Genomic DNA, 18,653 nt, shown 5'->3' with positions numbered 1-18,653 from the left:
CCAACAGCAGATGCAATAGCGGTACGGCGTTGCCGGGAACGGGCAAGTCAACTGCCATGTGGCGAAAGCAACCTGGAAGGAGCAAGATTCATCATGGAAAGCATGTGGTTGAAATACACCTTGTTGGTAGAGCAAATGACAGAGGATTTATTTGTGGCGGAAGTGTTGGGCAGCCCGTACACGCTCGGCTGGGTCGAGCCGCAGATCGAAATTTTGACGACGGAAAACGGCTATGATTACGCGGAAAATACGGAAGGGCCTGTCGTGGCGTACTTGTTTGAGCCGAAGCAGGATAGCGAAGAGGAGCATGTCGCGCGGCTTCAGGCGTACATTTCCCGCTGGAACGGCCAGGTGCAGGTCAAGGAAGTCGAGCAGGTAGCCGAAGAAAACGAGTCGTGGAAGGACGAGTTTCGCGAGGTGCGGGTCGGCAACTGGTGGGTGGCGCCTAGCTGGACGGACCCGCAGTTGCTGGCCGACGCCGAGCATGTGCTGTGGATTGATCCGGGGGCGGCGTTTGGCACCGGCTATCACGGGACGACGCAGGATATTCTTTTGCTATTGCAAGAGATGGATCTGACGGGCAAAGTCGTTTTCGACATCGGGACAGGCTCGGGCATCCTCTCCCTGTTCAGTGCGCGCAACGGTGCGCAGCATCCGGTCTGGGCCGTTGATATCAACCCGGAGAGCGAGTATCAGGTGCAAGTCAACGCGGCGAACAACGAGCTGCCAGAGGACGCGGTTCGCGTCGTGATCGGCGACGCTTCCGACGCAGAGGTCGCGGCCCAGCTCCCGCCGCAGGCTGATCTGATTTTGGTCAACATCGGAGGGGACGAGAACGTCTCCATGCTTCCGCTGATTCGCGAACGAATCGCACCGGGCGGGCAAATTATTCTCTCCGGGATCGTAGACTGGAATCGGGAGGCCGTGCTCGCGGCATTCGAGGAGGCGGGCTTTCAGAAGGAAACCGAGCGCCATTCGGACGAGTGGGTGACGGTGTTGATGAAGAATACGGCTGTGAACCATTTTGTAACTACTGTGTGAGAACATAAAAAACAATCATGACAGTGGAGGGGAAAGAAATGGAGCATGTCGTCATTGCTGCTGCCGGACGTACGCCAATCGGTACGTTTGGCGGTGTCTTAAAAGATGTAAGCGCTCGCAAGCTGGCGGAGGTGGCCATTCGCGGCGTCATGGCGAGAGCGGGCCTGGAAGCATCACAGATCGACGAGGTTATTTTGGGCAACTGCATCCAGCGCACAGATGAACCGAACATCGCCAGAGTCGCGGCTATTGACGCGGGGCTGGGCAAGGAAGTGACGGGCTTTACTGTGCAGCGTCAGTGCGCGTCCGGGATGCAGGCGATTGCCAGCGGCGCGTCGCAAATTTTGCTCGGCGAAAACGAAGTGGTGATCGCAGGGGGCACAGAGAGCATGAGCAACGCTCCTTACGTGTTGAAAAACGCCAGATGGGGCCGCAGGCTCATGCACGGGGAAATGACTGATGCGATGTGGGAGCTTTTGACGGACCCGCATCACCAGATTTTGATGGGCGAGACAGCCGAGCGTCTGGCCGACTTGTACAACATCAGCCGCGAGGAGCAGGACGAAATCGCCATGCGCAGCCAGCACAACGCGATCCGGGCAATCGACAATGGGCTGTTTGCGGAGGAAATCATCGGCGTGCCGATCAAAAAACGCACCGGAGAGGTCGTCGTCACGGAAGACGAGTTCCCGAGACGCGGCGTGACGATGGAGAGCCTCGCCAAGCTGAAGCCAGGCTTTCGCGAGGATGGCACCGTGACGGCGGGCAACGCTTCCGGGCTGAACGATGGAGCTTCCGCTGTCGTGCTGATGCGGGAAGCCAAAGCGAAGGAGCTTGGTATCGAGTCGCTCGGCAGAATCGTCTCGTGGGCGACAGCCGGAGTAGAGCCGGACCTGATGGGCTACGGCCCGGTGCCCGCTGTGAAAAAGGCGTTGGCGAAGGCGGGCATGACGCTGGCCGACATGGAGCTGATCGAGGTGAACGAGGCGTTCGCCGCCCAATACCTCGCTGTCGAAAAGCTGCTCGAGCTGCCGCGCGAGATCACCAACGTAAACGGCAGCGGAATCTCGCTCGGCCATCCTGTCGGCTCCACCGGATGCCGGATCGTCGTGACCTTGCTGCACGAACTGAAGCGCCGCCAGCTCAAGCGCGGATTGGCGACACTGTGTGTTGGCGGCGGCATGGGCATGGCGATGGTCGTCGAGCGGGCGTAGCAGCAAAAGCGTTTTCTGTTGCCGCGCGCACGAAGCACGTTTAAATCAAGTCTCCCCTGTTAAAAATGGAAGCAAGCCCTGCCTCTTGAAGCAGTAGAAAAAGGCAGCGGCTGTGCTTGCAAAGGGGGAGGCTTTTTTTATGGCATTTTTTTCATTTTTGAAGCAATACAAAAAACAGATCGCGTTTCACCTGTTTTCCTGCCTGCTGGCCGGAGCGCTCGTTGCGATCGGCTACAGTGCCTATCAATATAAGCAGATGACGGAAAAATGGTACGCGCCCCTCGACGGACAGGCAAAAGGCGGGGCCAAGCAGGCGGCTGCCACTTTGCCGCCGCCGCGCGACCTGTTGACGGGCAGCGAGCCGTTGAAGCCGTTCGTCGTCATGCTGCTCGGTGTGGACAGCCGGGACGGGGAAAAAGCGCGGTCTGACACGCTGATGCTCGCCGCCGTTCATCCCGCGAAGCAGTCCGCCTACCTCATCTCGATTCCGCGGGACAGCTACATGGAGCTGCCCGGCAAAGGCCATGACAAAGTGAATCATGCGATGGCTTTTGGCGGACCGAAGCTGGTCAAGGAGACGCTGGAAACATTTCTCGATATCAAGATCGACCGCTACGTCTCTGTGGACTTCGAAGGCTTCCGCAAAATCGTCGACGAGTTGGGCGGCGTCTCGATCGACGTCAAAAAGCGGATGAAGTACAGCGACCCGAGCGACGACACGTACATTGACCTGATGCCAGGCTTGCAGGTGCTGTCCGGCGAACAGGCGCTGGGTTACGCGCGCTACCGCAAAAGCGATCTGGGCAAAGAAGACAGCGACTACCAGCGGATCAACCGCCAGCAGGAGATTTTGGCCGCCCTGGCGCAAAAGGGCACTTCGGCGCAAATGTACACGAAGGCGTTCAAGCTGATGGAGATTTTGGGCCAGCACGTCAAAACCGATCTGACCGATCAGGAAATCGCTTCGCTGCTGTTGAGCTACGGCGACGGGACGCGGAACAAAATCAAGACCGATACGCTGGTCGGGCAGGACGAGCGCATCTGGCACAACGGCATCGTAGGCTGGTATCATCTCGTGCCGACAGCGGAGCGCGAGCGGGTTCGCCAGCAGGTGCTCGCGGCGCTGCAGCCGTGACGAACGAGGGAAGGCGCTGAAAACAGACATACTCCGCTTGAACGGGACGACGAAGGCTTCGCCAATCTATTTGGCGAAGCCACGTTTTCTTATCCAAAAACGTTTTTAATTGGAAAATTAACTATCTTTCGAATACAATAGCAATAAGGAAGAGATTATGAATGACGATCATAGGGGAGGGGCAAGGCCATTGAAGGGATGGAGGGAATGACTATGTCAAATGCCAAGCCTTGGATTGCCAATTACCCGTCCGAAACTGCACCGTCACTGGATTACCCCCGTATTCCGCTGACGCAATTTCTCGTGCAGTCGGCTGCATCGTACCCGGACAACAACGCGATTTACTTCATGGGCAAGACGATTTCGTACCGGGAGCTTTTGGAACTGTCTTACCGATTTGCCAACGCGCTGGTCAAACGGGGCGTGCAAAAAGGCGACCGTGTGGCGATCATGCTGCCGAATACCCCGCAAGCCGTCATCAGCTATTACGGCGCGCTGTTTGCAGGCGCGATCGTAGTGATGACGAACCCGCTCTACACGGAGCGCGAGCTGATTCACCAACTGGAAGACTCCGGCGCAGAGACGATCATCACGCTGGATTTGCTGTACAAGCGCGTAGCGCAAGTCCGCTCGTCCACACCACTCAAACGTATTTTTGTGACAAGTGTTGGCGATTTTCTTCCCTTATTGAAAAAATGGCTGTATCCGCTGGTCCAGAAAAAACAGGGGCAAACTCCGCAGGTTACATACAGCGCAGATGTTGAGCCTTTTCTTTCCGCCGTAAAAGAAAGCGCTGTCACCCCTGTCCATGTGCCAGTCGACCCGGAACAGGACATCGCCCTGCTCCAGTACACGGGCGGCACGACAGGGGTAGCCAAAGGCGTCATGCTGACGCATGCCAATCTGATCGCCAATGCGATGCAGTGCCAGGCTGTCCTCTACAAGCTGCGCAGAGGCGGCGAGCGAATTTTGGGCGTGCTTCCGCTCTTTCACGTCTACGGCATGACGACAGTGATGAACAAAGGCATTTGCATTGCCGCAGAAATCATCCTCGTGCCGAAGTTCGAGGTCAAACAAATTTTCGAGATGATCGACAAGCGCAAGCCGACCTTGTTCCCCGGCGCGCCGACGATGTACATCGCCCTGATTAATCACCCCGACCTGAAAAACCACGACCTGTCTTCGATCGAGGCGTGTGTCAGCGGTTCGGCGCCGCTTCCCGTCGAGGTCAAGGTCAAGTTCGAGGAACTGACAGGAGGCAAGCTCGTGGAAGGCTACGGCCTGACGGAAGCATCGCCAGTGACCCACTCCAACCCGATCTGGGAAAAAAGCATTACCGGCAGCATCGGCATGCCTTGGCCGGATACGGACTGTCGCATCCTCGACACGGTCACAGGAGAAGAGCTGCCGCAGGGCGAGGTCGGCGAGCTGGCGGTCAAAGGGCCGCAGGTCATGCTCGGCTACTGGAACCGCCCGGAGGAGACAGCCGCGGTCTTGAAGGATGGCTGGCTGCTGACGGGTGACGTAGGGTACATGGACGAAAACGGCTACTTCTACATCGTCGACCGCAAAAAGGACATGATAATCGCAGGAGGCTTCAACATTTATCCGCGCGAGGTGGAGGAAGTGCTGTTCGAGCATCCGTCCATCCAGGAGGCGGCTGTCATCGGCGTTCCGGACCCGTATCGCGGCGAGACGGTAAAGGCGTTCATCGTCTTCAAGGACGGCAAGCAGGCGAGCGAGGAAGAACTCGAAGCGCATTGCCGCAAGAAGCTCGCCGCCTACAAAATTCCGCGAAAGTACGAGTTTCGCACAGAACTGCCCAAGACGATGGTGGGCAAAGTGCTGCGCAGGCAGTTGCAGGAAGAAGACAAAGCTCGCCAGGAAGCACAGGACGAGATCAAAACAAGCTGACGCACAGATGCTGCCGTTCGGCTCGCGTCCCTTTGAGGAAGCGGCCATTTTTGTGAGCTTGCACGGGACAGGCTGTCGCCGTCATTCATGTTCACGCCGGGCAATTGACAGCGCCGGGTTCCTGTATTAAACTGATTTTATGAATGAATAATCATTCATTTCGGAAATTGTCTTATCATCATTGCGAGTAAAGATGGAGGTTATTATGGCAAAAAAAACGGGGGAAAAGTATCAAGCCATTATTGATGCTGCTGTACGGGTAATCGCCAGACAAGGCTATTACAGCGCCCAGGTATCCAAGATTGCAAAAGAGGCGAAGGTAGCAGACGGCACCATATACCTCTATTTTGAAAACAAGGATGATATCCTGATTTCGTTGTTCAACGAGAAGATGGGTCAGTTCGTGGACGAAAACCGCAAACGGATTTTCGAAGCGACATCCATCGAGCAAAAATTGTACGTCCTCGTGCATGCCCACTTGAGCCAGTTGGCCAAAGACCACGATTTGGCAAAAGTTACGCAGATTGAGCTGCGCCAGGCCAATCCGGTCATCAGCGAAGGCATCGGCAACGTGATGAAGCAATATTTCAACCTGATCGAAGAAATCATCCGGGAAGGGATAGAGCAAGCGGTGTTCCGGCCGGATCTGGACGTCAGGATGACGAGGAAAATGATTTTTGGCACGCTGGATGAAGTGACGACATCTTGGGTCATGAAGCAGTGCAAGTACGATCTTGTCTCTCATGTTGATTCCATTCATAACCTCTTCCTGTTCGGTATGAAGGGAAAAGAATGAAAGAAAAGCTTTTTTTGTGCGAAAACGTTTGTTACAATGGAAACAGCAAGACTGAGCGTTCGCTCAGAAGGATAAATAGCCTGTTTGTTCATAGGGATTAGTTTGGGGGGAGAGGCATGGATTCGCATTGGAATGTAGAGATCGCTGATCGCGTCGCTGTCGTGACGATCAGCAACCCGCCCGCTAACGCACTGGGTAGAGCGGTGCTCGATGAATTGAGTGAACTTTTGAACCAGTTGGAAAACAACGCGGAAGTCAAAGCGATTGTCTTGACTGGAGAAGGCCGGTTTTTCATTGCGGGAGCCGATATCAAGGAATTTACCCAATTGGCCCCTGCTGAAGCGGAAGCGATGGCGAGGAGAGGCCAAGCGTTGTTCGACCGACTGGAGACATTCCCGAAGCCCATTATCGCAGCCATTAACGGCGCTTGCCTGGGTGGCGGACTGGAGCTTGCGATGGCTTGCCATATACGCTTTGCCGCAGTCGAAGCGAAGCTGGGACTGCCGGAGCTGAATCTGGGACTCATCCCTGGCTACGGCGGAACGCAGCGCTTGCCGCGACTGGTCGGCAGAGGAAAAGCGACCCAACTGATTCTCACCTCTGAGATGATCGGCGGCGAGGAAGCTTTGCGCATCGGACTCGTGGAAGCGGTATATCCAGCCGAACAGTTGCTCGCGGAAGCGAAGAAGCTGGCCTACGCCATCACCCAAAAAAGCTCTGTCACGCTCAGGCTCGCCCTGGAGTCTGTCCACAACACCGTGCAGCTTGGCTCGACGGAAGGACTGGAGCAGGAAGCGAAAAAATTCGGCGAGGCATTTGCGTCTGAAGATATGAAGGAAGGCGTGGCAGCGTTTTTGGAAAAGCGCGCGCCGCAGTTTACAGACAAGTAACCCGATGATTGCAGCATCACCAGTACGAGGAACCATTAAGGAGGAGGCATCCTGATGAATATCGTGGTTGTGTTGAAGCAGACGTTTGACACAGAAGAAAAAATCGTCATCCAAAACGGGCAAATTTCCGAGGATGGCGTGGAGTTCATCATCAATCCATACGATGAGTACGCGGTAGAAGAAGCGATCAAGCTCAAGGAGGAGCACGGCGGCGAAGTGACAGTGGTAAGCGTAGGGCCGGACCGCGTGGAAAGCTCTTTGCGCACTGCGCTCGCGATGGGAGCGGACAAAGCTGTGCTCGTGGATGACGAGTCTTTGTTTGGCGACGAATACACAACGGCAAAAGTGCTTGCTGCGGTTGCGAAAAAAGTCGGGTTTGACATCATCATCGGTGGACAGATGGCGGTAGACTCCGGCGCAGGCCAGGGCGGCCCGCGTCTTGCAGAAGAGCTGGGCATCAACCACGTATCCACCGCTGTGAAGCTGGAAGTAGACGGCACCACTGTTCGCGTAGAGCGCGACGTGGAAGGCGATCTGGAAGTCGTGGAAACAAGCCTGCCGGTGCTGATTACCGCACAGCAAGGGCTGAACGAGCCGCGCTATCCTTCTCTCCCCGGAATCATGAAAGCGAAGAAAAAGCCGCTGGAGCGACTCAGCGCAGACGATTTGGGCCTGACTGCCGAAGCAGTGAAGGCAAAAACCGAGATCGTCGACCAGACCTTGCCAGCGAAAAAGCAGGCGGGCCGCATTCTCACTGGCGATTTGGCAGCCCAGACGTCGGAATTGGTGCAACTGTTGCGCAATGAAGCGAAAGTGATCTAAGCGAGAGGGAGAGGATATCCATGAAAAAAGTACTTGTACTCACAGAAGTACGTGACGGACAACTTCGCAACGTGTCGCTGGAAGCGTTGGCTGCAGCACAAGCATTGGCCGAGGGTGGCGAAATCGTCGCGGGAGTATTCGGGGCAGACGCGGCAGCGCATGCGCCAGTATTGGCACAGCATGGAGCAAGCACGGTTTACACGGCGGATCACGAGGCACTCGCCCAGTACACGCCTGACGCCTATACACAAGCACTTGTGCAGTTGATCGAGCTGGCCTCTCCTGATGCCGTTATTTTGGGGCATACGGCAATCGGCCGCGACGTCGCGCCGCGGGTGGCGGCGAAGCTCGGCTACGGCCTGGTCTCCGATGTGACGAGCATCGAAGCGGGTCCTGTGTTCGTTCGTCCGATTTATGCGGGCAAAGCTTTCCAACAACGCAAATTCGTAGACGGGAAAATTTTCATCACCATCCGTCCAAACAATATCGCTATCGGCACGCCGGACGCTGCGAAAAAGGCGATTGTCGTTCCGGTTGACCTGGAAATCAAAGACTTGCGCACGATTGTCAAAGAAGTCGTGCGCAAAACAAGCGGCAAAGTGGACTTGTCCGAAGCGAAAGTCGTCATCTCCGGCGGCCGCGGCGTGAAGAGCGCGGAAGGCTTCCAGCCGCTGTATGAGCTGGCAGACGTGCTCGGTGCGGCTGTAGGCGCGTCCCGTGGCGCGTGCGACGCCGACTACTGCGACTACTCGATGCAAATCGGGCAGACGGGAAAAGTCGTAACGCCTGACCTGTACATTGCGTGCGGCATTTCCGGGGCGATCCAGCACTTGGCGGGCATGTCCAGCTCCAAGGTGATCGTCGCGATTAACAAAGACCCGGAAGCGCCGATCTTCCAGGTGGCGGATTACGGCATCGTAGGCGATCTGTTCGAAGTGTTGCCACTGCTTACTGCCGAGTTCAAAAAAGTGTTGGTCTAAGGCTGAGCAGGCCGTTGAAAATGTCAAGAAGCGTCCCGCAAGAGGGGACGCTTTTTTTGTCTCAAGCCCTTACGTTACACTGTTCTTGCTTGTTATAATAAACCCAAGGAGAGGTGAGCGGCATGAGTGAAGAGCTGTTGCAACAACTGATTCACATGGTGGGGGAGAACAACCGGATCGTCAAAGAGGTTCAGCAGGAGCTGCGGGAGTTCAAGGCAGAGATGTACGAGTTCAGGGCGGAAATGTACGCGTTTCGCGACGAGATGTACGCGTTTCGTGAAGAGATGTACGCGTTTCGTGAAGAGATGTACGCATTTCGTGAAGAGATGTACGCATTTCGTGAAGAGATGTACGACTTCCGCGACGACGCGATTCAGCGGCTGGAGCGTTTGGAGCGCCAAGACAAGCTGATCGAGGCCGATATCGACCTGCTGCACAAAAAGGTGAGCGATCATGAGCGGGAAATCAATCGCATCAAGCAAGTAGGGCAATAAAGCAAAAAGCAACCGATAAGGGAAGAAGCGACTGGATAGACTATAGCGTGAAGTGCGCACAAAGTGCGGGGCGCCATAGTCATTTTTGTTTTTGGATGATATACTGAAGTAGCATTTGACCCTTTTTTAGTAATTGACTTTTCGAGGAGGTAACTTTCCATGGCAATTGTAAATGCAACTGACAACACCTTTTCCCAGGAAGTAGAGCAAGGCGGTACGGTCCTGGTTGACTTCTGGGCTCCTTGGTGCGGCCCTTGCAAAATGATCGCTCCTGTGCTGGAGCAAATCGACGGCGAAGTCGGCTCCAAGCTCAAAATCGTCAAAGTAAACGTTGACGACAATCCGGATTCTGCAGGCCGTTTTGGCGTTATGTCCATCCCGACCTTGATCGTCTTCAAGGATGGCCAGCCTGTCGATAAAGTAATCGGTTTCCAACCAAAAGAAGCTCTCATGGCAACCGTAGGCAAACACCTGTAAACAAGCAAACAGACAGCATGAGAAAGCGGCGAGAACAAGCCGCTTTTCTCATTCCCGAAACGCTGCCGCACCCGTTTTTGGACGAGCATAATTGTAAGCGCATTCAACGTGATGGTACATAATGGTTGCGGCTTCCAACCGAGCGATCGTTTGTCAAAAAATTAAGTTTACTCAGAGAAAATTATTTGCCTTTTTTGAATGCTTTTATTAAACTTCATATATTCAGTCTATTTAGAAAGATTAAGGGAGGCTTTTCGATGAAGGTGAAGGGGTTTCAGTTGTGGCGATCTCTGGCAACGATTTCGTTAGGCGCAGTGTTGATGGCGGGATGTGGAAGCGGGGGAGGAACTTCCAGCACGCCAGCAGCAGGGAACAGCGATTCGCAGCCGGCAGCCAGTGCAGACGGGCAAGAATTTACGGCTAAAATCGGTGTGGTCAGCTTTCTCTCCGGTTCTGGCGCAGCATACGGGGAAGCGCAAAAGGCAGGCTTGGAACTGGCATTGGGCGAGCTGAATGAAGCGAATAAAGGCAAGCTCAAGATCGAGCTTAAGTTCGAGGATTCGGCGGGGGAAAAAGACGGAGCGATCAACGCCGTAAATAAACTGATTAATCAGGATAATGTCGTCGCGATCATCGGGCCGACGCTCTCGGGCGAAATGTTCGCTGCCGGACCAGTCGCGAACGAATCGGAAACGCCGATCTTCGGTATTTCCAACACATCCGAGGGCATCAACGACATCGGCGAATACGTCTTCCGCAACTCGCTGCCTGAATCGATTGCGATTCCGACAGCAATGAAAGCGGCAGTCGAGAAAAACGGCCTGAAAAAAGTGGCGCTCATTTACGCTTCCAACGACGATTTCTCTGTGAATGGCTACAAGGTCATGAAAGCTACGGCTGAAAAAATGGGCCTGGAAATTACCGGGGAAGCGACTTTTGCTAACGGAGACGTCGACTTTTCCGCCCAACTGACCAAGCTGAAACAAGGCAACCCGGACGCGCTGCTCGTATCTGCGCTGTACAAAGAAGGCTCCATGGTTGTGAAAAAAGCGCGCGAGCTCGGCATCACCGGAACGATCCTTGGCGGCAATGGTTTCAATAATCCGAAAGTTTTTGAAATTGCAGGCCCGGCAGCCGAAGGGTTGATTGTGGCGACTCCGTTCAGCCCTGAGAAGCAGGACGAAAAGGTACAAGCCTTTGTCAAGGCGTTCGAAGCCAAATACAACAAGAAGCCTGACCAATTCGCAGCGCAAGCGTACGATTCGCTGTACATCATGTCGCAGTCTCTGCTTGCAGCAGGCAAAGCCGAGCGTGAAGCGTTGCGCGAACAGCTTGCCCAGTTGAAAGACTTTACGGGTGTATCCGGCAAGCTTTCCTTCGATGAGAAGCGCAACCCGATCGGAGACGCAGTAGTCGTTGTCGCGAAAGATGGAAAATTCGTCCCGTTTGAATAGGATGATGCCCGGGGCAACCCGGGCTCTTCTTTCCCATCGGCAATGACGTTTTCTCGCTGGATCAGAAAGGACGAGGCGTGCGCTTTCGCTTGCTGATCCAGCGAGAATAACGGCTGGTTTTCGCGTGGCAGGCAACCATTTTACAGTGAGGTGAGGCAGTTGTTTTGGCAGCAATTAGTCAATGGCTTGACAGTAGGTAGCACTTATTCCTTGATTGCGCTGGGCTACACGCTCATTTTCGGCGTGCTCGGAATCATCAATATGGCTCATGGACAAATTTTCATTTTTGGCTCGCTCGTCGGCCTCGTGCTGATGACAAGCATGAACATGCCGCTTGGCGTCGCGCTGCTCGCGGCAGTGGTCATCTCGGCGGCTCTCGGGCTGGTGCTGGAGTACACAGCGCTGCGGCCGCTGCGCAAGAAAAACGTTCCCCACCTGGCTTCGCTTATCAGTACGATCGGGTTTGCCATTTTGGTGGAGGAAGCGATGCACAAGTTTTTTGGCGCGGACTCGCGGGCGTTCCCGCAATCGTTTGGAAGTCAGCCGCTTGATCTGGGCATCATTCAAATTCGCAGCGTGGATCTTGTCATTTTGGGAATCTCCATCCTTCTCATGTTTGTCCTGCACTTCTGGATTCAAAAGACGAAGATGGGCAAAGCGATCCGGGCGACGGCGGAAAATACGGATACTGCAAACCTTTTGGGCATCAACACCAACATGGTGATCGTCGTCACGGTCATCATCGCCTCTGCTCTCGGCGGTGTGGCGGGCATTTTGATCGGCATGGCGTATTCCGCCCTCATTCCTACGATGGGGATGACGCTCGGGTTCAAGGGGCTGGCGGTGTTGATTCTGGGCGGCGTCGGCAGCATTCCCGGAGCGATGGTGTGCGGCGTTTTGCTCGGAATCATCGAGGTGTTTACCGTCGCCTACGGAGACTCGTCTTATCGCGATGCCGTGGCGTTCGGCCTCATCATCGTGATTTTGTTGCTGAAGCCGGAAGGACTATTTGGACGCAAAGCGTAAAGGAGGTGCAAACATTGGACATTCTCAATCCGTATAACTTACAGGTGTTTACCTTTATTTTGCTGAACAGCATCTTGGCGATCAGCATTTACATCACGCTCTCCACCGGACAGCTCTCGCTGGGGCATGCCGGATTCATGAGCATCGGCGCCTTCACGGCGAGTATTTTGACCAAGCAGGCGGACATGCCGCTGTTTGTTGCCATCCTCATCGGCGGTTTGGCGGCAGGCTTGATCGCTCTGCTCATCGGCGCGCCAACCTTGAAGCTGCACGGCTTGTACCTGGCGATTGCCACTCTCGGCTTTGGCGAGGTCATTCGCGTCATTTTGCTCAATCTGGAGATTACGAACGGGGCGTTGGGGCTGACCGGCCTGCAATCCATCGGCAATTATTTGTACGATTTTGAGAAAGCGATCGGGCTGAAAGCGACGACATTGGGCGTCTCCGTCATGCAAATGAAAGCTTTGTCTACGTGCCTGTTCATGCTGTTGTTGTTCGCTGTCATTCTCTTTTTGACGCTGCGTCTGAACAAGTCCAGGCTCGGCCGGGCGTTCGAAGCGATCAAGGCGGACGAGACAGCGGCGCGGGCGATGGGCCTGCAAGTGGCGTACTACAAAATGCTCGCCTTCGTCATCGGATCGGTGCTCGCCGGCGTGTGCGGCGGCTTGTTCGCGCACATTACGACGACGATTACGCCGGACGATTTCAACTACCACAAAGTCGTGGAAATTCTCTCCTTTGCCGTGATCGGGGGAAGCGAGGTCGTGTGGGGACCATTGTTTGGCGCGCTCGTGCTGACGGCGCTGCCGGAAGTTTTGCGCGGCCTGGCCGAATACAAAATGCTCATGTACGGTCTGATTATGGTCGGCGTGATGGCTTTCCGTCCACACGGTCTGATCGGTACCGATACTTTCAAAAAATGGTTCAAAAAAGACAAAAGCAAGGCGAAGGGGGGACTGTGAGATGTTGCTGGAACTGGCGAACGTAGGAAAAAGCTTTGGCGGCATCACGGCCCTGCGCGATGTGTCCTTTTCCGTGCGCGAAGGGGAAATCGTCGGCCTGATCGGCCCGAACGGCGCCGGAAAGACGACGATCTTCAATATGGCCACCGGAATTTTTGCGCCGACGACAGGCACCTTTTCCTTTGCCGGACAGACGCTGAACGGGATGCCGCCGAACAAAATCACGGAAATGGGGATTGCCCGCACGTTTCAAAATATTCGCCTCTTTGGTCACATGAGCGCATTCGACAACGTCAAGGTAGGTTGCCATGCGCGGATGAAGGCGGGGTTTTGGGCTTCGCTTTTGCGCACGCCTGGCCAGCGGTCCGAGGAGAAGGCGGTTGCGAAAAAAGCGGAACAATTGCTGGAGTTTGTCGGGCTGTCCGACGTGGCAGACGTCCGCTCGGATACGCTCGCGTACGGACAGCAGCGCCGTCTGGAAATCGCCAGGGCGCTCGCGACCGAGCCGAAGCTATTGCTTTTGGACGAGCCTGCTGCCGGGATGATCGAGACAGAGACGAAAGCGCTGATGGAACTGGTGCGCAAAATTCGCGATGACGGCACGACCGTCTTGCTGGTCGAGCACGACATGGGGCTGGTCATGAACTTGTGCGAGAAAGTCGTCTGCATCAATTTCGGCGTGAAAATTGCGGACGGAACGCCGGAAGAGGTACAAAGCAACCCCGATGTGATCGAGGCATACTTGGGCAAGGAGGAAGAATAGCATGCTGCACGTACAAAACCTTTCGACCTCCTACGGTCAAATCAAGGCGATTCGCGGCATTACGCTGGAAGTGCCGGAAGGAAAGATCGTCTCTCTCATCGGCGCCAACGGAGCAGGCAAAACGACGACGATGCGCACGATCGCCGGCCAACTAAAGCCGGAGGCAGGCAGCATTACGTTTTGCGGGGAGCGCATGGACGGCAAAAAGCCGCACCAGATCGTGAAAAGCGGACTGGCGCTCGTGCCGGAAGGGCGGGCGATCCTCGGCAAAATGACCGTGCTGGAAAACCTCGAAATGGGCGCTTTCCAACGCAACGACACCCAAGGCATCAAGGACGACATGGAAAAAATGATGACCTGGTTTCCGATTTTGAAAGAACGGCTGCCCCAGTTGGGCGGTACGATGTCTGGCGGGCAGCAGCAAATGCTGGCGATTGCCAGAGCTTTGATGTCGCGCCCCAAGCTGCTGCTTTTGGACGAGCCGTCCATGGGACTGGCCCCGATTGTGGTGGCAGACATTTTCAAAGTCATCAAGCAGATTAATGCGGAAGGCACGACGGTGCTGATCGTCGAGCAAAACGTCAAGCAGGCACTGAAAATCGCCGATTACGGCTATGTGCTGGAAGCCGGCCAGATTGTTCTCGACGGGGCGGCTGACGCGCTGTTGAACGATGAGCGCGTCAAAGAAGCGTACTTGGGCGGACGCAAGCATTAAAAGCTGGCTGTCAGAGGAAAACTGTCGCTTTCAGATCGAAGCGGCAGTTTTTTTGCTGCCCGATCCGTGGTACTATGGGAGTAGAACGTATATTCTTATCAGAGGAAAACCATGGAAGGAAGCCAGATGCGGATGCCAACCAAACTGACGAGAGAGCAAACGGAATATCTCGTGTTGCAAGTGCAACGGTATTTTCACGCAGAACACGGCGAGGAGCTGGGCAACCTGGAGACGGAAGAGCTGATCGCCTTCTTTTCCAGAGAGCTCGGGCCGTTTTACTATAACCAGGGCGTACAGGACAGCCGCAAGCTGTTGCTGGAGCGGATGAACGCCCTGGAGGATGAGCTGTACGTCCTGGAACAGCCCGTCATGAAAAAACGCTAAAGCGAAAGCCGTTAAAAGGAAAAAGGAGGTGCAGCCATGAACCGTACCTTGAAAGACAAGCTGGCTGTGCTGCCAGAAAAGCCCGGCTGCTACCTGATGAAAAATGCAAACGGGGAAATTATATACGTCGGAAAAGCCAAGGTGCTGAAAAACCGCGTGCGCTCGTACTTCACCGGAAGCCATAACGGGAAGACGCAGCTTCTGGTCAGCGAGATCGCGGACTTTGAGTATATCGTGGTGTCGTCTGCGATCGAGGCGTTATTGCTGGAGTGCAACCTCATCAAAAAGCACGACCCGCGCTATAACGTCATGCTTCGCGACGACAAAACCTACCCATACATCAAAATTACGAACGAAGCGCAGCCGCGGCTGGAAATTACCCGCAAGGTGCTGAAAGACAAGGCGAAATACTTCGGGCCGTACCCGAATGCAGGCGACGCGTCCGAGGTGAAAAAGCTGCTCGACCGGCTCTATCCTTTGCGCAAATGCCGCAACATGCCCAAGCAGGTATGTTTGTACTACCATTTGGGCCAATGTCTCGCCCCCTGTGTGTACGAGGTTTCGGCTGAAGAAAACCAGCGACTGGTAGATGAGATCAGCCGCTTCCTCGACGGCGGACACGAGCAGATGAAGCAGCAGCTCACGGAAAAAATGCTCCAGGCCGCAGAGGCGATGGAGTTTGAGCGGGCCAAGGAGTTCCGCGATCAGATCAAGAGCATCGAAGCGGTGATGGAGAAGCAGAAAATTACGTTCACCGATACGGTTGACCGCGACATTATCGGCTTTGCCGTGGAAAAAGGCTGGATGTGCATTCAAATTTTTTACATGCGCCAGGGCAAGATGATCGAGCGGCAGACGACCTCCTTCCCTTACTACGGAAACGAGAGCGAGGACTTCATGTCGTACGTCACCCAGTTTTACTACGACAAGCAAAACGCGCTGCCCAAAGAAATTTTGCTGCCGGAGGAAAGCGAGCCGGAGCTGTTGAGTGAATGGCTGGGAGTCAAGGTGTTGACGCCCAAGCGCAGCAAAAAGCGCGAGCTGGTACAGATGGCTTGTGAAAACGCGCGGATCGCCCTGCAGGAAAAGTTCGCCCTGATGTCCAAGGACGACGCGCGGACCGTTCAGGCGGTGCACAACCTGGGGCATGTGCTGGGGATCGGCGTCCCGCACCGGATCGAGGCGTTCGACAACTCCAACATCCAAGGAACCGAGCCTGTGTCGGCGATGATTGTCTTTACGGACGGCCGTCCGGACAAAAAGGAATACCGCAAGTTCAAGATCAAGACAGTCGAAGGGCCGGACGATTACGGCTCCATGCGCGAGGTAATCCGCAGACGGTATTCGCGCTTGCTGAAGGAAAACCAGCCGCTGCCCGATCTGATCGTCATCGACGGGGGCAAAGGGCAGATCAGCGCCGCCATGGACGTGCTGGAAAACGAGCTGGGGCTGTACATCCCGGTCTGCGGCCTGGCCAAAGACGAAAAGCACAAAACCGCGCAGTTGATGTACGGCGATCCGCCGGAGCCGGTGAATCTGAAGCGGGACAGCTACGAGTTTTACTTGCTGCAGCGCATTCAGGACGAGGTGCACCGGTTTGCGATTACGTTTCACCGACAATCCCGGACGAAGACGATGCTCTCCTCCCAGCTCGACGAAATACCGGGCATCGGCGAAAAGCGGCGCAAGCTGTTGTTTACCCATTTTGGCTCGCTGAAAAAAATGCGCGAGGCGACGGTGGAGGATTTCCGGCAGTTGGGGATCGGCGACAAGCTGGCGAAGCAGATTATCGCCCATTTGCGCAAGCTGGAATCGTAACGTTTTTTTCAAAAAGCAATTGAACCGTTCGGATTCCCGTGATATAATGCGTTTCAAACAGAATAGTTAGCCTCACTTCCCTTATGAAGTGAGGTAGAGGCGCGAAAACCAAGAGTACCACCCTGAGATCGGGTATCTGTGAAGGGAGCGGGAAAGGGGAATTCGCCGAAGTGTGGAGGAAAACCCGTAGTTCTCCATGCTGGGTCTGCATTGAACAAGTGCAGGACTGTCATCTGGCTCTTAACCGGCGTCAGATGGAGTGCTATCTCACGGTGTGTCAATGTGAGCGGTGATAGGTGTTGTCCTGTCATGTGCTGCATTGTCCGCGTGTATTGGGAGGGAGGAACCGGTATGTCGAAACAGTAGGCAGCGGCAGGTACTTATTCCTTGTCGGTGCCTTTTTTATAAAGTGACAGGTAAAATTTTCCATAAACGAACAAGCGAAAACAAGCTAATAAAACGAGAGAAAACGATACATTCTACAAACATTGGATATGAGAAAAGGGAGAGAAGCCGCATGGGGTTGATCGTGCAGAAATACGGAGGCACCTCTGTAGGGACTATTGAGCGAATTTTACGAGTTGCGGACCGAATTATCAGCTACAAAGAAGAAGGGCATGACCTGGTAGTCGTCGTGTCTGCGATGGGCAAATCTACCGACGTCCTGGTAGATATGGCCAAACAGATCAGCGCCTACCCTTCCGAGCGTGAAATGGATATGCTGCTGACCACGGGGGAGCAAGTATCGATCGCATTGCTCGCGATGGCCTTGCATTCCAAAGGCTACGATGCCATTTCTTTGACTGGCTGGCAGGCCGGAGTGACGACAGAAGCGATCCACGGCCGGGCGCGGATCAAGCAAATTGATCCACAGCGCATTCAGGCGGAGCTCGGTCGAGGCCGCGTCGTGATTGTGGCAGGGTTCCAAGGTCTTAGCGACGAAGGAGAAATTACAACGCTCGGCCGCGGTGGATCGGATACATCGGCGGTTACGCTGGCAGCCAGCCTGAATGCTGACAAATGCGAGATTTTTACAGACGTTTCTGGCGTTTACACGGCCGACCCGCGCATGGTGCCGGCAGCAAGCAAGCTGAATACGATCTCGTATGATGAAATGCTGGAGCTTGCCAATCTCGGCGCAGGCGTCCTGCATCCGCGTTCGGTGGAGGCTGCGAAAAAATACAAGGTACGGCTGGTGGTCCGCTCCAGCTTTACTGCCGAAGAGGGTACGTACGTTGAGGAGGTTGCCAACATGGAAACAGGAAGAGTAGTAAGTGGAGTCGCGCATGACGAAGATGTCGCCAAAGTTACGGTTGTCGGGATGCCTGCAAAGGTGGGGACTCTTTCCCGCCTGTTCAATACACTCGCAGACAACCAGGTGAACGTCGACATCATCATTCAAAGCTCCTACGATGCCGCTGTCACGAACATTTCGTTTACGGTCGCGGCAGATGACTTGAAAAAGGCGCTGGATACGCTGGAAAACAACAAAGCGGAGCTGGGCTTCGAAAAAGTCGACTTCGAGCAAAACTTGACCAAAGTGTCCATCGTCGGCTCCGGCATGGTGAACAATCCGGGGGTTGCCGCTGAGATGTTCCGCGTTTTGGCTGAAAAAGAAATTTCTATTAAAATGGTTTCGACGTCGGACATCAAAGTGTCCTGCGTTATTCCTGCTGGCCAAACCGAGCTTGCCGTTCGCAGCCTGCATACGGCATACGGACTTGATGTGGCGGAAACAGCAGTCGTGCACGGCTTATAAGAAGCAAAT

General features: G+C 54.8%; 18 protein-coding genes and 1 riboswitch. All 18 genes read left to right on the top strand.

From position 1 onward, the window contains the following. Positions 1-93 precede the first annotated feature (93 nt). Positions 94-1,041 (top strand): 50S ribosomal protein L11 methyltransferase, encoded by a 948-nt coding sequence (locus tag M655_RS19455; protein ID WP_005829239.1) that lies wholly within the window; start codon positions 94-96, stop codon positions 1,039-1,041. 38 nt (positions 1,042-1,079) lie between these two features. Beyond that, complete coding sequence (locus M655_RS19450; protein WP_005829238.1) at positions 1,080-2,255, top strand: thiolase family protein; 1,176 nt, start codon at positions 1,080-1,082, stop codon at positions 2,253-2,255. 139 nt (positions 2,256-2,394) lie between these two features. Continuing rightward, positions 2,395-3,390 carry an LCP family protein gene (locus M655_RS19445; RefSeq protein ID WP_005829236.1) on the top strand — a complete coding sequence of 332 codons (996 nt, stop codon included), beginning with the start codon at positions 2,395-2,397 and terminating at the stop codon, positions 3,388-3,390. 213 nt (positions 3,391-3,603) lie between these two features. Next, complete coding sequence (locus M655_RS19440; RefSeq protein ID WP_025844134.1) at positions 3,604-5,304, top strand: AMP-binding protein; 1,701 nt, start codon at positions 3,604-3,606, stop codon at positions 5,302-5,304. 205 nt (positions 5,305-5,509) lie between these two features. After that, positions 5,510-6,100, top strand: a complete 591-nt coding sequence (gene fadR / locus M655_RS19435) for a fatty acid metabolism transcriptional regulator FadR (protein ID WP_025844133.1) — start codon at positions 5,510-5,512, stop codon at positions 6,098-6,100. A 116-nt stretch (positions 6,101-6,216) separates the two neighbouring features. Then, positions 6,217-6,990 (top strand): enoyl-CoA hydratase, encoded by a 774-nt coding sequence (locus M655_RS19430; protein ID WP_025844132.1) that lies wholly within the window; start codon positions 6,217-6,219, stop codon positions 6,988-6,990. Between the two features lie 54 nt (positions 6,991-7,044). Next, the gene (locus M655_RS19425; protein WP_005829229.1) at positions 7,045-7,812 is read left to right on the top strand and encodes an electron transfer flavoprotein subunit beta/FixA family protein; all 768 of its coding nucleotides are present in this window, start codon (positions 7,045-7,047) and stop codon (positions 7,810-7,812) included. A gap of 20 nt (positions 7,813-7,832) precedes the next feature. After that, positions 7,833-8,792 carry an electron transfer flavoprotein subunit alpha/FixB family protein gene (locus tag M655_RS19420; RefSeq protein WP_005829227.1) on the top strand — a complete coding sequence of 320 codons (960 nt, stop codon included), beginning with the start codon at positions 7,833-7,835 and terminating at the stop codon, positions 8,790-8,792. Between the two features lie 122 nt (positions 8,793-8,914). Further along, positions 8,915-9,286: a hypothetical protein gene (locus M655_RS19415; protein WP_007776683.1), complete on the top strand. Its 372-nt coding sequence runs from the start codon at positions 8,915-8,917 to the stop codon at positions 9,284-9,286. Between the two features lie 159 nt (positions 9,287-9,445). Further along, positions 9,446-9,763, top strand: coding sequence for a thioredoxin (gene trxA, locus M655_RS19410; protein ID WP_005834940.1), 318 nt, complete (start codon positions 9,446-9,448; stop codon positions 9,761-9,763). Between the two features lie 257 nt (positions 9,764-10,020). Beyond that, positions 10,021-11,217 carry an ABC transporter substrate-binding protein gene (locus M655_RS19405; RefSeq protein WP_005834938.1) on the top strand — a complete coding sequence of 399 codons (1,197 nt, stop codon included), beginning with the start codon at positions 10,021-10,023 and terminating at the stop codon, positions 11,215-11,217. Between the two features lie 159 nt (positions 11,218-11,376). After that, positions 11,377-12,243, top strand: coding sequence for a branched-chain amino acid ABC transporter permease (locus M655_RS19400; RefSeq protein WP_007776691.1), 867 nt, complete (start codon positions 11,377-11,379; stop codon positions 12,241-12,243). 5 nt (positions 12,244-12,248) lie between these two features. Next, on the top strand, positions 12,249-13,205 hold the full coding sequence (locus M655_RS19395; RefSeq protein WP_035316637.1) for a branched-chain amino acid ABC transporter permease: 957 nt from the start codon (positions 12,249-12,251) through the stop codon (positions 13,203-13,205). 1 nt (position 13,206) lies between these two features. Further along, positions 13,207-13,968: an ABC transporter ATP-binding protein gene (locus M655_RS19390; RefSeq protein WP_026557763.1), complete on the top strand. Its 762-nt coding sequence runs from the start codon at positions 13,207-13,209 to the stop codon at positions 13,966-13,968. A gap of 1 nt (position 13,969) precedes the next feature. Continuing rightward, positions 13,970-14,683: an ABC transporter ATP-binding protein gene (locus tag M655_RS19385; RefSeq protein ID WP_026557764.1), complete on the top strand. Its 714-nt coding sequence runs from the start codon at positions 13,970-13,972 to the stop codon at positions 14,681-14,683. A gap of 132 nt (positions 14,684-14,815) precedes the next feature. Continuing rightward, on the top strand, positions 14,816-15,067 hold the full coding sequence (locus M655_RS19380; protein WP_005834928.1) for a DUF2164 domain-containing protein: 252 nt from the start codon (positions 14,816-14,818) through the stop codon (positions 15,065-15,067). Positions 15,068-15,103: 36 nt separating this feature from the next. Continuing rightward, a complete protein-coding gene (uvrC, locus tag M655_RS19375) occupies positions 15,104-16,885 on the top strand; it encodes an excinuclease ABC subunit UvrC (protein ID WP_005834926.1) in 1,782 nt (593 codons plus the stop codon). Between the two features lie 86 nt (positions 16,886-16,971). Continuing rightward, a riboswitch (Lysine riboswitch) is annotated at positions 16,972-17,158 on the top strand. 244 nt (positions 17,159-17,402) lie between these two features. Next, entirely contained in the window at positions 17,403-18,644 is a 1,242-nt protein-coding gene (locus tag M655_RS19370) for an aspartate kinase (protein WP_005834924.1), read from the top strand. Positions 18,645-18,653 lie beyond the last annotated feature (9 nt).

Source organism: Brevibacillus sp. NSP2.1 (genome assembly GCF_000470975.2).
Lineage (GTDB): Bacteria > Bacillota > Bacilli > Brevibacillales > Brevibacillaceae > Brevibacillus > Brevibacillus agri.
This window is presented reverse-complemented; position numbering and strand designations above follow the sequence as displayed.

Bases quoted from the DNA above. Each gene is read 5' to 3' on its own strand.
- M655_RS19450 (WP_005829238.1), top strand. From the start codon at position 1,080: ATGGAGCATGTCGTCATTGCTGCTGCCGGACGTACGCCAATCGGTACG.
- M655_RS19445 (WP_005829236.1), top strand. From the start codon at position 2,395: ATGGCATTTTTTTCATTTTTGAAGCAATACAAAAAACAGATCGCGTTT.
- M655_RS19455 (WP_005829239.1), top strand. From the start codon at position 94: ATGGAAAGCATGTGGTTGAAATACACCTTGTTGGTAGAGCAAATGACA.
- M655_RS19405 (WP_005834938.1), top strand. From the start codon at position 10,021: ATGAAGGTGAAGGGGTTTCAGTTGTGGCGATCTCTGGCAACGATTTCG.
- M655_RS19390 (WP_026557763.1), top strand. From the start codon at position 13,207: ATGTTGCTGGAACTGGCGAACGTAGGAAAAAGCTTTGGCGGCATCACG.
- M655_RS19415 (WP_007776683.1), top strand. From the start codon at position 8,915: ATGAGTGAAGAGCTGTTGCAACAACTGATTCACATGGTGGGGGAGAAC.
- M655_RS19420 (WP_005829227.1), top strand. From the start codon at position 7,833: ATGAAAAAAGTACTTGTACTCACAGAAGTACGTGACGGACAACTTCGC.
- M655_RS19385 (WP_026557764.1), top strand. From the start codon at position 13,970: ATGCTGCACGTACAAAACCTTTCGACCTCCTACGGTCAAATCAAGGCG.
- M655_RS19370 (WP_005834924.1), top strand. From the start codon at position 17,403: ATGGGGTTGATCGTGCAGAAATACGGAGGCACCTCTGTAGGGACTATT.
- M655_RS19440 (WP_025844134.1), top strand. From the start codon at position 3,604: ATGTCAAATGCCAAGCCTTGGATTGCCAATTACCCGTCCGAAACTGCA.
- uvrC (WP_005834926.1), top strand. From the start codon at position 15,104: ATGAACCGTACCTTGAAAGACAAGCTGGCTGTGCTGCCAGAAAAGCCC.
- M655_RS19430 (WP_025844132.1), top strand. From the start codon at position 6,217: ATGGATTCGCATTGGAATGTAGAGATCGCTGATCGCGTCGCTGTCGTG.
- fadR (WP_025844133.1), top strand. From the start codon at position 5,510: ATGGCAAAAAAAACGGGGGAAAAGTATCAAGCCATTATTGATGCTGCT.
- trxA (WP_005834940.1), top strand. From the start codon at position 9,446: ATGGCAATTGTAAATGCAACTGACAACACCTTTTCCCAGGAAGTAGAG.
- M655_RS19425 (WP_005829229.1), top strand. From the start codon at position 7,045: ATGAATATCGTGGTTGTGTTGAAGCAGACGTTTGACACAGAAGAAAAA.
- M655_RS19380 (WP_005834928.1), top strand. From the start codon at position 14,816: ATGCCAACCAAACTGACGAGAGAGCAAACGGAATATCTCGTGTTGCAA.